This window comes from Streptococcus parasanguinis, assembly GCF_015556095.1.
GTDB lineage: Bacteria > Bacillota > Bacilli > Lactobacillales > Streptococcaceae > Streptococcus > Streptococcus parasanguinis_Q.
The window spans coordinates 30,370-44,653 of sequence record NZ_JADNLT010000006.1; the positions used below are offsets into that span (position 1 = coordinate 30,370).

The 14,284-nt window shown below is 42.5% G+C and carries 13 protein-coding genes; 9 read left to right on the forward strand and 4 right to left on the reverse strand.

Features of this window, described 5'->3' with window-relative positions; all coding sequences use genetic code 11:
• The first annotated feature begins 30 nt into the window (after positions 1-30).
• Complete coding sequence (gene purB / locus I2E70_RS07210; RefSeq protein WP_070675961.1) at positions 31-1,329, forward strand: adenylosuccinate lyase; 1,299 nt, start codon at positions 31-33, stop codon at positions 1,327-1,329.
• Positions 1,330-1,664: 335 nt separating this feature from the next.
• On the opposite strand, the gene I2E70_RS07215 is transcribed toward purB, so the two are convergent.
• Positions 1,665-2,381: a GntR family transcriptional regulator gene (locus tag I2E70_RS07215; protein ID WP_049472675.1), complete on the reverse strand. Its 717-nt coding sequence runs from the start codon at positions 2,379-2,381 to the stop codon at positions 1,665-1,667.
• Positions 2,382-2,513: 132 nt separating this feature from the next.
• Here I2E70_RS07215 and I2E70_RS07220 point away from each other — a divergent pair, with 132 nt between their 5' ends.
• From I2E70_RS07220 to I2E70_RS07250, 7 genes are all read left to right on the forward strand, one after another.
• Positions 2,514-4,301, forward strand: a complete 1,788-nt coding sequence (locus I2E70_RS07220; protein ID WP_155200033.1) for a glycoside hydrolase family 35 protein — start codon at positions 2,514-2,516, stop codon at positions 4,299-4,301.
• Positions 4,298-4,774 carry a PTS system mannose/fructose/N-acetylgalactosamine-transporter subunit IIB gene (locus I2E70_RS07225; RefSeq protein ID WP_003009322.1) on the forward strand — a complete coding sequence of 159 codons (477 nt, stop codon included), beginning with the start codon at positions 4,298-4,300 and terminating at the stop codon, positions 4,772-4,774. The genes I2E70_RS07220 and I2E70_RS07225 overlap by 4 nt, the downstream gene beginning before the upstream one ends.
• A 26-nt stretch (positions 4,775-4,800) precedes the next feature.
• Complete coding sequence (locus I2E70_RS07230; protein WP_049483971.1) at positions 4,801-5,715, forward strand: PTS mannose/fructose/sorbose/N-acetylgalactosamine transporter subunit IIC; 915 nt, start codon at positions 4,801-4,803, stop codon at positions 5,713-5,715.
• The gene (locus I2E70_RS07235; RefSeq protein WP_195424230.1) at positions 5,702-6,520 is read left to right on the forward strand and encodes a PTS system mannose/fructose/sorbose family transporter subunit IID; all 819 of its coding nucleotides are present in this window, start codon (positions 5,702-5,704) and stop codon (positions 6,518-6,520) included. The genes I2E70_RS07230 and I2E70_RS07235 overlap by 14 nt, the downstream gene beginning before the upstream one ends.
• An 11-nt stretch (positions 6,521-6,531) precedes the next feature.
• Positions 6,532-6,936 (forward strand): PTS sugar transporter subunit IIA, encoded by a 405-nt coding sequence (locus I2E70_RS07240; RefSeq protein WP_003002366.1) that lies wholly within the window; start codon positions 6,532-6,534, stop codon positions 6,934-6,936.
• 82 nt (positions 6,937-7,018) lie between these two features.
• Positions 7,019-8,188: an SIS domain-containing protein gene (locus tag I2E70_RS07245; protein ID WP_195424233.1), complete on the forward strand. Its 1,170-nt coding sequence runs from the start codon at positions 7,019-7,021 to the stop codon at positions 8,186-8,188.
• A gap of 81 nt (positions 8,189-8,269) precedes the next feature.
• Positions 8,270-9,310 (forward strand): aldose epimerase family protein, encoded by a 1,041-nt coding sequence (locus I2E70_RS07250; RefSeq protein WP_129299693.1) that lies wholly within the window; start codon positions 8,270-8,272, stop codon positions 9,308-9,310.
• A gap of 581 nt (positions 9,311-9,891) precedes the next feature.
• Here I2E70_RS07250 and I2E70_RS07255 read toward each other — a convergent pair.
• The 3 genes from I2E70_RS07255 to I2E70_RS07265 all read right to left on the reverse strand — a co-directional run bounded on the left by I2E70_RS07255 (position 9,892) and on the right by I2E70_RS07265 (position 13,057).
• Positions 9,892-11,199 carry a hypothetical protein gene (locus tag I2E70_RS07255; RefSeq protein ID WP_195424235.1) on the reverse strand — a complete coding sequence of 436 codons (1,308 nt, stop codon included), beginning with the start codon at positions 11,197-11,199 and terminating at the stop codon, positions 9,892-9,894.
• A gap of 391 nt (positions 11,200-11,590) precedes the next feature.
• Positions 11,591-12,319: a hypothetical protein gene (locus I2E70_RS07260; RefSeq protein WP_049523790.1), complete on the reverse strand. Its 729-nt coding sequence runs from the start codon at positions 12,317-12,319 to the stop codon at positions 11,591-11,593.
• A gap of 15 nt (positions 12,320-12,334) precedes the next feature.
• Positions 12,335-13,057, reverse strand: a complete 723-nt coding sequence (locus tag I2E70_RS07265; protein WP_229060285.1) for a hypothetical protein — start codon at positions 13,055-13,057, stop codon at positions 12,335-12,337.
• Positions 13,058-13,284: 227 nt separating this feature from the next.
• Here I2E70_RS07265 and ruvB point away from each other — a divergent pair, with 227 nt between their 5' ends.
• Positions 13,285-14,283, forward strand: a complete 999-nt coding sequence (gene ruvB / locus I2E70_RS07270) for a Holliday junction branch migration DNA helicase RuvB (RefSeq protein WP_021154208.1) — start codon at positions 13,285-13,287, stop codon at positions 14,281-14,283.
• Position 14,284 lies beyond the last annotated feature (1 nt).

Consider the following 14,284-nt stretch of genomic DNA (forward strand, 5'->3'; position numbering starts at 1 on the left):
AATTTTTTAAAAAGAAAGGAAAATAATAATATGATCGAACGTTACTCTCGCCCAGAAATGGCGAACATTTGGACTGAAGAAAATAAATACCGTGCTTGGCTTGAGGTGGAAATCTTGGCTGACGAAGCCTGGGCTGAGTTGGGGGAAATCCCTAAGGAAGATGTGGCTTTGATTCGCGAAAAAGCGGACTTTAACATCGACCGTATTCTTGAAATCGAGCAGCAAACGCGTCACGATGTGGTGGCCTTCACACGTGCGGTTTCTGAAACGCTTGGTGAAGAACGTAAGTGGGTTCACTATGGTTTGACTTCTACTGACGTGGTAGATACGGCCTATGGTTACCTATACAAACAAGCCAACGACATCATCCGCAAGGACCTTGAAAACTTCCTCAACATCATCGCTGACAAAGCGAAAGAACACAAGTTCACTATCATGATGGGTCGTACCCACGGTGTGCACGCTGAGCCGACAACATTTGGTTTGAAATTGGCGACTTGGTACAGCGAAATGAAGCGCAACATCGAGCGTTTCGAGCATGCGGCTGCTGGCGTGGAAGCTGGTAAGATTTCTGGTGCGGTTGGGAACTTTGCCAACATCCCACCATTCGTTGAAAAATACGTCTGCGATAAATTGGGTATCCGTGCTCAAGAAATCTCTACACAGGTCCTTCCTCGTGACCTTCATACTGAGTACTTTGCAGTTCTTGCGAGCATCGCAACTTCTATCGAGCGGATGGCAACTGAAATCCGTGGTCTTCAAAAATCTGAACAACGTGAAGTGGAAGAATTCTTTGCCAAAGGTCAAAAAGGATCTTCAGCAATGCCTCACAAACGGAATCCTATCGGTTCTGAAAACATGACCGGTCTTGCGCGTGTGATCCGTGGTCACATGGTCACAGCTTATGAAAACGTAGCCCTTTGGCATGAACGTGATATCTCTCACTCATCAGCTGAGCGTATCATTGCACCAGACACAACCATCTTGATTGACTACATGCTCAACCGTTTCGGAAATATCGTTAAGAACTTGACGGTCTTCCCAGAAAACATGATCCGCAACATGAACTCTACATTTGGTTTGATCTTCAGCCAACGTGCCATGTTGACTTTGATTGAAAAAGGGATGACACGTGAGCAAGCTTACGACCTTGTTCAACCGAAGACTGCTCAATCATGGGATAACCAAGTAGACTTCAAACCACTTCTTGAAGCAGATCCAGAAGTGACTTCTCGTCTCACTCAAGAAGAAATCGACGAAATCTTCAACCCAAGCTACTACACCAAACGGGTGGATGAAATTTTTGAACGCATCGGTTTGGGTGACTAATCGCAACGAAAAAGGGAATTTGAAAAATAGACGAAAGAGGCTGGGACAAAAGTCCTAGCCTCTCAATTATTTTTGGATTGTCGAGCAAGACGCAGTGGTTGAGTGGGCTCTACTACGCTGATTTCATCAGCTTTTACAGCCCTACTCAACTGTGCGGGGGTGGGGAAGACGAACTCTTTTTAACTAGTCGGAGTTCTTTCCCACTCCCTTTTTAAACTTTTTATAGCTAAACTATCACTAATTATATATATTTTTAAAGAGGTCTTTAGAAATCGTTTTCAACATGCTATACTGGAGCTATAAAAAAGACCGAGATGTCTCAGTCTTTTTGGTTCTTAGTGATCGCGGTCACAGGAGATAAATTTAATCTTGTAGTAGTCACCGCGTTTATAGGTTTCCGTGTATTCAAGGATTTGGCCAGTCGCTTCTAGCTTGGTCGTCTTCACTTGTTTGACCGTTGGGAAATTTTCGTCGATCTTCAATACTTTAGCAACCTTGCTTGGTGTAGGAAAGACGATTTCGTTGACTTCTTCGAAGTGCTCGTCATTCATATGAATGTGGTAGTCTTCTTTGAAGCGATCATAGATAGAGCTGTAGTATTCCAAATTTGGATAGTTTGGATTGATGTATTGTTCAGGAACATAGGTTTGGTGGAAGATATAGGTATCATCCCCTGTCTGGCGAGTCCGTTCGATCTTATAGTAGAATTGCGTTGGGTTGAGGCCTAGTTTGTCTAGGATGCTTAAGGTATTTCCACGTTTAATAGAGAGAACTTTGACTTTGGCCTTTTGGATTGGGAAGGTTTCAACATCTGAAAATTCAACCAGTTTGTGTTTTCGAGCACGAGAAACAAAGGTTCCTTTTCCTTGCTGGCGGACAATGTAACCATCAGCAGCGAGGTCGTTCAAAGCACGGACAACGGTGATAGAGCTGACATCATAAATTTTAATGAGTTCAGCTTCAGTATAAAATTTATCTCCATTTTCAAATTTTCCGGAGATAATTTGCTGCTTCAATTCATCTTTGATGTGTTGGTACTTTGGAATTGCCATAGTGCTACCTCTCTTTAGATTTCTCTTATTTAACCCTATTTTAACATATTTTTTATAAAAGTGTTGACATTTTTTAAATAATTTATTATATTAATAAATGAAAAGGGTTACATATAAGAAAGGGGGGCGTTTATGGGAGTTTTTGAGATTCGCGATGCTTTCTATTTAAAAGATCAACCCTTCAAGATTTTATCCGGAGCGATCCATTATTTCCGAATTGACCCAGCAGACTGGTATCATTCCTTGTATAATCTAAAGGCATTGGGGTTCAACACGGTTGAGACCTATGTTCCTTGGAATGCGCATGAACCCCGCAAAGGGCAGTTTGACTTTAGTGGCCGATTGGATCTAGAGCGTTTCATTCAAACAGCCCAGTCCCTAGGACTTTACATGATTGTAAGGCCGTCGCCCTTTATCTGTGCAGAGTGGGAATTTGGTGGATTGCCAGCTTGGCTCTTAGAAGAAGACCTGCGAATCCGCTCATCAGACCCAGCCTTTATCGAAGCGGTGGATCGTTATTATGATCGCTTGCTTGGGTTGTTGACACCCTACCAAGTGGATCGGGGTGGTCCAATCCTTATGATGCAGGTGGAAAATGAGTACGGCTCTTATGGAGAAGATAAGGATTATCTTCGTGCCATTCGGGATTTGATGAAGGGAAAAGGCGTGACCTGTCCTCTCTTTACATCAGATGGTCCATGGCGAGCAACGCTAAGAGCAGGAACCTTGATCGAAGAAGACCTCTTCGTGACAGGAAACTTCGGTTCCAAAGCAGCCTATAACTTTGGTCAGATGAAAGAATTCTTTGACGAATACGGCAAGAAATGGCCCTTGATGTGTATGGAATTCTGGGATGGCTGGTTTACCCGCTGGAAGGAACCCGTGATTCAAAGGGACCCAGAGGAGTTGGCAGAAGCTGTCCATGAGGTCTTGGAGCTCGGCTCCATCAATCTCTATATGTTTCATGGCGGAACCAATTTCGGCTTCATGAATGGTTGCTCAGCTCGGGGAACGCTCGATTTGCCACAGGTGACATCCTATGACTATGGGGCTTTGCTCAATGAGCAGGGCAATCCGACAGAGAAGTATTATGCTATTCAAAAAATGATGGCGACCTATTATCCGGAATACCCACAGCAGGAACCGCTCATCAAAGAGTGTTTGCCAGAGCAAACCTTGCAATTGGTAGCCAAGACTAGTCTTTTTGGGAATCTGGACAATCTGGCTCAGGTCAAAACCAGTCTCTATCCGGAAAAGATGGAAGGGTTGGGGCAAACCACAGGTTATCTCCTATATGAGACAGACCTTGAGTTGGATGCGGAAGAAGAAAAATTGCGCATCATTGATGGTCGGGATCGGGTACAGATTTACCTGGATGATCAACATGTAGCAACACAATACCAAACAGAGATCGGTGAAGATCTTTTTATCAAAGGAAAAAAGAAAGCGGTTACGAATTTAAAAATCTTGCTTGAGAATATGGGACGTGTCAACTACGGGCACAAGCTCTTAGCTGATAGCCAGCACAAGGGCATTCGCACAGGTGTCTGTGTGGATTTGCATTTCCACCTTCATTGGAAGCAGTACCCACTGGATTTACAAGATCTCAGTCAGCTCGATTTTTCAAAGGAATGGCAGGCAGGTGCTCCAGCCTTTTACCGATATGATTTTCAGCTGGATCACACCCTTGACACTTATCTGGATATGACAGGATTTGGGAAAGGGGTCGTCTTTGTCAACGGCCACAACCTTGGCCGCTTCTGGGAGGTCGGACCGACCACTTCACTTTACGTGCCTCATGGTTTCCTCAAAGAAGGAGCCAATAGCCTGATCGTCTTTGAGACAGAAGGGCGTTACCAAGAGACACTTGAACTTGTTCAACAACCTACATTCAAAGAAGTAAAGGGGGAAAATTTATGACTATTGTAGGATGCCGTATCGATGGACGTTTGATCCACGGGCAGGTAGCCAATCTTTGGACTACCAAACTAAATGTTTCACGTATCATGGTGATCGATGATGAAGTCGCTCAAAATGATATCGAAAAAAGTGGCTTGAAACTAGCGACACCACCTGGTGTTAAGCTCAGTATCTTGCCAGTCGCAAAGGCTGCGGAAAATATCTTGGCTGGAAAATATGATAGCCAACGACTCTTTATCGTAGCTCGCAAACCTGATCGTTTCCTTCGTTTGATCGAAGCAGGCGTTCAGCTTGAAACGCTGAATGTCGGCAATATGTCTCAATCTGATGAGACACGTGCGATTACCCGCTCGATCAATGTGGTGGACGCGGATGTGGAAGACTTCAACAAGATCCACGAAAAAGGTGTAAAGATTACGTCTCAGATGGTGCCAAACGACACTGCAGAAGACTTTATGAAGTTATTAAAGTAAAAGAAAATTTTTAGGAGGAAATTGTCATGATACAATGGTGGCAAATTTTACTACTTACTTTGTACTCAGCTTATCAAATCTGTGATGAGTTGACGATTGTTTCATCAGCAGGATCACCAGTCTTTGCTGGTTTCATTACAGGACTTGTCATGGGGGATTTAAAGACAGGTCTCTTTATCGGAGCTTCTCTTCAATTGACAGTGCTCGGTGTAGGTACTTTCGGTGGAGCTTCTCGTATTGACGCAACATCTGGTGCCGTTCTTGCGACTGCCTTCTCAGTAGCAAAAGGGATTGATCCAGAGATTGCTATTGCTACAATCGCTGTGCCGGTAGCAACTTTGTTGACCTACTTTGATATTCTTGGTCGTATGACTACAACTTACTTCGCTCACCGTGTAGATGCTGCGATCGAACGTTACGACTATAAAGGAATTGAACGCAACTACCTTCTTGGTGCTGTTCCTTGGGCTCTTTCTCGTGCCCTTCCAGTCTTCTTCGCTCTTGCCTTTGGTGGTTCTTTCGTAGAAACTGTTGTTACAGGTCTTGCTAATGTACAATGGTTGGCAAACGGTCTGAAACTCGCAGGTCAAATGCTTCCAGGTCTTGGATTTGCGATCTTGCTTCGTTACCTTCCTGTTCGTCGTAACCTTCACTACTTAGCACTTGGCTTTGGCTTAACAGCAATGTTGACAGTGCTTTATAGCAATGTTCAAAGCCTTGGTGCTGCAGTGTCTAGCATTGTTGGTTCTGATGTGTTCGCTAAACTTCCAAAAGAACAAGCTATTACTTTTGTTAACAACTTCAAGAGTGTATCTATGATTGGTATTGCCATTATCGGTATCTTCCTTGCAGTACAACACTTCAAAAACAGTCAACGTACAGTCGTAGCTGCTCCAGCAAGCAATGTAGAAAGCGGGGAAATTGAAGATGACGAATTCTAATTACAAACTAACAAAAGAAGATTTTAAACAAATCAACAAACGTAGCCTCTTCACCTTCCAATTGGGTTGGAACTACGAACGGATGCAGGCTTCTGGTTACCTTTATATGCTTTTACCTCAGTTGCGTAAAATGTATGGTGATGGCACTCCAGAATTGAAAGAAATGATGAAATTGCATACGCAATTCTTCAATACTTCACCATTCTTCCACACCATTATCACTGGTTTTGACCTTGCTCTGGAAGAAAAAGATGGTGTCAAATCAAAAGATGCGGTGAACGGGATCAAGACAGGTCTCATGGGACCATTCGCTCCTCTTGGGGACTCAATCTTTGGATCATTGGTACCAGCTATTATGGGTTCAATCGCAGCAACTTTGGCTATTGCAGGAAACCCAGCCGGTATCTTCTTGTGGATCGCTGTGGCAGTTGCTTATGACATTTTCCGTTGGAAACAGTTGGAATTTGCCTATAAAGAAGGGGTTAACCTCATCAACAATATGCAAAGTACCTTGACAGCTTTGATCGACGCAGCTGCCGTTCTGGGTATCTTCATGGTTGGTGCCTTGATTGCCAGCATGATTGGTGTTGAAGTTTCTTGGACTCCACACATTGGGGACAAAGCGATTGAAATTCAAGATATGCTCAACCTTATCTTCCCATGTTTGGTACCAGCTATCATCACAGGTGTAATCTACTGGTTGCTTGGACGTAAGGGTATGAACTCTACAAAAGCTATCTTGCTCATCATCCTTGCAGCAATCGCATTCTCAGCATTTGGCCACTTCTTCTTTGGAATGGCATAATGGAGTAAGGTATGGCAAAAGAGTTAGTATTGGTCAGCCATGGTCGCTTTTGTGAAGAGCTCAAAGCGAGCACAGAGATGATTATGGGGCCACAAGAATCCATCCATACGGTTGCACTCTTACCAGAAGAAGGGCCAGAAGACTTTACCGCTAAATTTGAAGCAACAGTCCAAGGTCTAGAAGACTATATTGTATTTGCCGATCTCTTGGGAGGAACTCCTTGCAACACTGTGAGTCGCTTGATCCTTGAAGGACGTGCGATTGACTTATACGCAGGGATGAATCTTCCGATGGTCATCGAATTCATCAATAGTAGCCTGACTGGTAATGAAGGGGACTACCCTGAACGTGCAAAAGAAAGTATTGTCAAGGTCAATGACCTCTTGTCAAACCTTGATGATGATGAAGATGAGTAGGTTGGTAGGGAGTCTGGGAGTATCATCTCAGGCTCCTTTCCCATTTATCAATGTTAGATTGTAGAAAGGAACAACAGTTTCTATGTTAGACTATACAAAAGAAGACTTGCAGGAGCTAGGAGCAGAGATCACAACACGTGAGATTTACCAACAACCAAGGGTTTGGAAAGAAACGGCTCGCTTGTACCAAGAAAGAAAAGCGGAAATAAAAGCTTTCTTAGAAAAGATTGGACAAGAGCATGACTATATCAAGGTCATCTTGACAGGGGCAGGGACCTCAGCCTATGTGGGGGATACCTTGGTTCCTTACTTGCAGGAAGTGCATGATGAACGCCACTGGAATTTCCAATCCATTGCGACGACGGATATCGTAGCTCATCCTCAAACCTATTTGAAAAAAGAGGTTCCGACGGTTTTAGTATCCTTTGCACGAAGTGGCAACTCGCCTGAAAGTGTTGCGACAGTTGAGTTAGCTCAAGACTTGGTCGATGAACTCTATCAGATCACCATTACTTGTGCGGAAGAAGGGAAGCTGGCCCAGCAGGCCTACGGAGATGAGCGCAATCTCTTGCTTCTCCAACCTAAAGAAACCAACGATGCTGGCTTTGCCATGACTTCGAGCTTTACCTCTATGCTCCTGACAGCTCTCTTGGTCTTTGATCCAAGTGAGGAAAAAATCAAAGAAAAACGGGTGGAAGAATTGATTTATCTGTCAGAGCAGATCTTGGAGAAGGATCGTGAGGTCAAGGAAGTGGTCGATCTAGACTTTGAGCGCGTGATCTATCTAGGAGCGGGACCTTTCTTTGGGCTAGCTCATGAAGCCCAGCTCAAGATTTTGGAATTGACTGCAGGTAAAATCGCGACCATGTACGAGAGTCCTGTCGGCTTCCGTCACGGTCCAAAATCCCTCATCAATGAGCAGACTCTGGTCTTGGTCTTTGGCTCCATTGATCCTTATACGCGCCAATACGATTTGGATTTGGTTGGAGAAGTGGCTGGGGATCAGATTGCCCGTCAGGTCGTTCTCTTGTCCGATCAAGCTGCAGGCATTGAGCATGTACGAGAAGTGTTGGTGGAAGCATCAGCAGACTCTCTAGATATCTACCGTGCCTTCCCATACATTATCTACGGTCAGTTGATTTCTCTCTTGACTTCGCTCAAGGTTCAAAATCGCCCAGACACACCTTCACCGACTGGTACCGTCAATCGGGTTGTACAAGGGGTGATCATTCATCCATTTGATAAAGAATAGCCATTAATTTTCTATAAAAAGTGGAGTGTTTCATCTTGTGAAACTGATATAATGGAGAAAAACAGTGAGAGGAGAAGATTTGTGAAACAGTATCAAGAAAGCGTGTTTGGGGAATGGAAGAATCAGGAAGTTCGTGCTTATCGCTTCGAAAATGACAAGGGCTACCAATTGTCTGTCATGACTTATGGTGCGACGATTTTAGAATATGTGACACCTGATAAAGAAGACCGGTTTGCTAATATTATCCTAGGCTTTGATCGCTTTGAGGACTATGTAGGCAACAGCCCTAAATATGGGGCTAGTATTGGTCCAGTAGCAGGTCGGATTGCAGGGGCCAATTTTGAACTCAATGGAGAGACCTACCACTTGGAAGCCAATAACGGTGCCAACTGCAACCACAGTGGACCGACGGGTTGGGACAGCGCTTTGTTTAGCGTGGAGTCGGTAACGGACCAAGAAATCACTCTCTACACAGAGCGGGCGGATGGGACCGGCGGTTTCCCTGGAAATCTCAAGATCTGGGTGACCTATGGTTTAACGGAAGATGGTGAATTCGAGATTGCTTATCGGGCAGAAACGGATCAAGACACCTTGGTCAACCCGACCAACCACAGCTATTTCAACCTATCAGGTAACTTCACTCAGCCGATAAATGACCATGTCTTTCAGATCAATCATCAGGGGCTTTACCCTATCCACCCAGATGGCGTCCCTCTTCAGACCTTGGATAGAGAAAGTCCGATCGTTCAGCATCTTTACCAAGCTATGCTGTTAGAGGATCTCTTTAAGGATGCTGATCCACAAATTCGCCTGGTAGAAGGATTAGATCATCCATTTGCTCTTCCAGAAGGGCATGAAAATGCCGGCTTTCTTTACCATCAGCCATCTGGACGCTTTTTGACCTTCAAGTCAGAAGCTCCAGCCTTGGTGGTGTATTCAGCTAATTTCGTAGATGAAACCGTTCGTCTGCAAGGCCAACCAATGGTTCAACACAATGGCTTGGCCCTCGAATTTCAAACAGTGCCAGATGCCATTCATAGCGACCAAGATGAAAAAGTCATCTTGAGAGCAGGTCAAGTCTTCACTAGCAAGACTAGCTACCATGCTATCGCTAAGAAATAAAGAGGAAAGGGGAGAGGCCAAACAAGGATGTGAAATTCTTGCTTGGGACCTCCTCTTTTCCACGAAAAAAATTTTTTAGAAAAACTATAAGGAAATTTTAAGCTTCCTATCGTATACTAATACCATCATCAAAGACCTCCTAACTTTGAATGATAAAACTCCTAAAACTTTTTCATAATAATCTCCCTATAAGAGCCACCAAAACCGGTGGCTTTTTCTATATCTCTTAATGAGGTGAATTCAGAGAGTTCAACCGAATTTAGAGATATTGACGCAGTTTGAGCGAAGCGAAAACTACGTTCCTTATTTTTTACAAACGTTAGTGAGTTTAGGTACGTTGACGCAGTTCGACCGCTAGTGAGAACTACGTTCCTTCCTAACCGAACCAAAGGTACTGAAGTATTTTAATAGAGCGTAAGCTCTTAAATTAATTTTTTGCACACACAAAAAGAGGCTGGGACAAAAGTCCTAGCCTCTCAATTGTCTTTGGATTGTCGAGCAAGACGCAGTGGTTGAGTGGACTCTACTAGGCTGATTTCATCGGCTTTTACAGCCCTACTCAACTGTGCGGAGGTGGGAGACTAATTGCTCGTTTTATCAGATACTTTTTTGAATTTTGCTGAAATAATGGTATTTACATTATTCTTTGCATCGCTTTGCTCAATCGTTAACGTTAAAATATCTCCATCAATAGAGTATTTATACGTCGTTTCCTCATTGGCAGGACCAATGGACATGATTACAAGATCCACAATATTGATCGCTTCTGGGAAGACAATCGTTTGGTTTGTTGTATCTAATTTACCATTTTTCAATACAGAATGAATTTTGTAATTATCTTTATCAAATTCATAAGTTATATTTTGGGAGTCTTTAGCGCCAGCTTGTAGAGTTGATGATAATTTAGTAAATTGATTTTTAATAAATTCATCTTTTGTTTCCGTCAATTTAGATGCATCTAGTTGTTTTAAGTAATCGTAGAATCTTCCAAAACCATCTGCTAGAGATACAGTATAGTCGAATTCAACAGATGTACCCGTAATGTTCAACGTTGGTTTCAAATCTTTCCATGCCTCAGGATAGAGATGCTTGAAAGCCGAATCATCATAGTCGAAATCTTTATAGGCTAAGCTACGTTCAAGAGTTGGTCTGAAGTCGATAGCTTGCCACTTTCCTTCAATTGGAACAGGGTCTTTTTGAGTAGTGCTTCCTTTACGTTTGAAGTGTAGTTCATAGTGAACGGGAAGGTTATCTCTTTTCGATTTCCCTTCAATCGTAATATAAAGCATGTCATCTTTTAGTTCGTAATGATAGGTGTTTGGCGACAAGTTGTTTTCACTGAGTGGGAAGAAGAATGAGTTTGTTACTGAAATTCCTTCTTCAAAAGTCATGGTTTTCGCATCTTGATCAATAGAACCTGTCGCTTCATAGCTAAATACGCCTGTATCTTTATTCATGCTGACTTTGTATTTCTTAAAGTCACCTGCAAATTTTTCGTGAGAGTCATATAGGGCTTTTTTGAACTCTTCTTCAGTCTTTCCTTTAGCGGATTGTGAAAACTTATAGAAAGCTTTACTAAAGTTATCAATATTATAATCGTATTTAATCGTTGCCGTATTGTTTTCAATCTTCAAGTCCATTTTGAAGTCTTTGACAGAGTCAAGCAAGCGTGCAAAGTTGAGTGCGTTAAGGGGATAAGCTCCGATGGAGTCCGATAACGCATCGACAGCATTGACTAATTCCCATTCGCCATCAATCGTTTCGACTTTTGCTGTTTCTGTTTTAGCAGCATTTTTAGAGCCACTTTGTTTTTGAGAACAAGAAGCTAGTAGGAAGACTGAGAACAGAGCAACGAATGCTAAAAATAATTTTTTATAACGTCTAATCATCGCTAGACCTCCTTAAAATAGATGATTGTATTACGCTTATATTATACGTGCAACACAATTGTTTTGCAAGGGCTTTCAAACGAATCACAATTTTGTTTTGTAACTTGACCGATTATTCAACATAAGAAACGGGAAAATTGTATGTAGCAGAGTCCCCAATAGATGAGATTCTCAAGGCTTCCTAAATTATTTTTTTGCACAGAAAAGAGGCTGGGACAAAAGTCCTAGCCTCTCAATTATTTTTGGATTGTCGAGCAAGACGCAGTGGTTGAGTGGGCTCTACTACGCTGATTTCATCAGCTTTTACAGCCCTACTCAACTGTGCGGAGGTGGGACGACGAAATCGAATTCTAACGAATTACCGATTTCTGTCTCACTCTCAGTGAGTTATTTAATTAGTTTTAGGATCTGAAACTTTCTTGAATTTCATCGGATAAACGAGATGTGCTCCTGTTTCTTCGAATGTTTTTTCAGCGTAAATTGTAAGGATGTCACCATTCAATTCGTAGTGATAAGTAATTGGTACGTCTGTAGAATTAATATAAAGAGGTAGAACTCCAAAGATGTTTGGAACTTCAGGGAATACGATCGTTTTTGCTTTCTCGTTTAAAACCCCATCATTTAACGTTGCAGTTAACACTTTTGTATTGTTATCAAACGTTCCAGTTTGATGTTTAAAGCTTTCAAATTTCTTTTCTCTTACGCCTAGAAGGATGGCAGTAGCTTCTTCTTTTGTAGGATATTTATCTTTATTCTGTTCAGCATAAAAATCAATATACTTATTCATATCTGCACTATAAGAATAAGTTACATCTGTTCCTGTAATTTTTAGAGTCGGAACGATATCTTGGAAGGCTTCAGTAACCTTTAATCGACTATTAGCATCATCATAATAAATTAAGAAAGTACGTTCCACTGTATCTCTAAAATCTACAGCTTTCCAGTCTCCTTCGAGTGAGACTGGGGTAGGTGCTACTGTGGTAGTTTCTGCAACTGTTGTAGTCTCAGCGGTTGTTTGTTGTTTCTGTTGCTGTTGTTTCTGTTGTTGCCCACATCCTGATACAAATAGAAGAGCAAGAAGGGAAAACATCCATAGGGAACTTTTTTTCATATTGTTCATGATTGATCACTCCTTCTAATGATTGTCTCCTACGTAATTGAAACGAAGACGTATTACTCTAAAATGACTTTGTTCATCTTGACCTTCAGCATAAAGTGTTAGTTGGTTACCTTCAACGGTGTAAGTATAAGTAATTGGTACAAGTGAGTTATACGTGGTTCCCATAACAATTCTACTTAAAAATGTAGGTGTTTCAGGGAACGTAATAGTATGTTTCTGCGTATCGATTTCTCCAGTTAGAGAATAATCATAGGCATAATTAGGTTCGTCAAGAGTAATCTTTGTATGTTTCAAATTTGGAATATAATTCTTAAATTCAGCAGTTTTATTTTTTAAATACGATTCATAATTCGCTTTGTTCTCTCCTGTTGCAAATGCTTGATCCTCATACAGTTCTCTGTAATCAAAATGGTACTTCAATTCAACGGTTTTATCTTTAATGGTCATTGTCATCTTAACCTTATCGAAGTCATCAAGCATTAGTACGGCGGCTAGTTTTTTGATATTAGAAGCTAGGAATACTTTCTGAATGGTCATTTGTTGGTCAGTCCATTTCCAAGTTCCTTGTTGATCCTTTGTAAGATCTTGTGGTGCTTTTATTGTTTGAGGAGATTTATTTGTTTGAGAAGACTTATTTGTTTTAGAAGACTGCGATGGAGAAGACTGACATCCTGCAATAAGGAGCACTGCAAAGAATGCCAAGAAACCGAAAAGGATCTTCTTTGTTTTAGTAAACATAAATTTACCTCCTAAACGTTGTTGCTTTAATTTTATCATTAAAGGAAATAATTATAAAGTGAAATGGTGAGCGATAGAAGAAGAAGGGACTGTATAATAAAAAGAAAGGTTGGCGATGAGGGCAACCATTCAACTTATTCTAACGAACGCTAGTGAGAACCAGGATCTTTAAAAAACACATTCTATTTATGGTACCGAAGGTATCATTTTTTGCTATAATAGACTGTATGAGTAGAATTTTAGACAATGAAATCATGGGCGATGAAGAGGCCGTTGAACGGACGTTGCGCCCGCAATATTTACATGAATATATCGGTCAAGATAAGGTCAAGGACCAGCTGAAAATCTTTATTGAGGCGGCTAAGCTTCGGGATGAGGCGCTGGATCATGTCCTTCTTTTTGGCCCTCCGGGGCTTGGGAAAACCACCATGGCCTTTGTCATCGCTAATGAACTGGGCGTCAATCTCAAGCAGACTTCTGGTCCTGTCATTGAAAAGGCCGGTGACTTGGTAGCTATCCTCAATGATCTAGAACCGGGGGATGTCCTCTTTATCGATGAGATCCACCGTCTTCCTATGTCAGTCGAAGAAGTGCTTTACAGCGCCATGGAAGATTTTTACATCGACATTATGATTGGCGCTGGGGAGAGCAGCCGGAGTGTCCATCTGGACCTTCCTCCTTTCACTTTGATTGGGGCGACAACGCGAGCTGGTATGCTGTCCAATCCCTTGCGTGCTCGCTTTGGAATTACGGGGCACATGGAATACTATGAGCAAGATGATTTGACAGAGATTGTCGAGCGGACCGCCGAAATCTTTGAGATGGAAATTACCCACGAAGCTGCCGAAGAGCTTTCTCTTCGTAGTCGTGGGACCCCTCGGATTGCTAACCGGTTGCTCAAACGGGTGCGCGATTTTGCCCAGATTATGGGCGACGGCTTGATTGACGATACCATTACCGACAAGGCTCTCTCTATGCTAGATGTGGACCATGAAGGACTGGACTATGTCGATCAAAAGATCCTGCGTACCATGATTGAAATGTACGGCGGTGGCCCGGTCGGGCTTGGGACTCTATCGGTCAATATTGCTGAAGAACGGGAGACCGTAGAAGACATGTATGAGCCTTACCTGATTCAAAAAGGCTTTATCATGCGGACCCGGACAGGGCGCGTGGCAACCCGCAAGGCCTATGAACACCTGGGTTATCCCTATAATGGAGACTAGA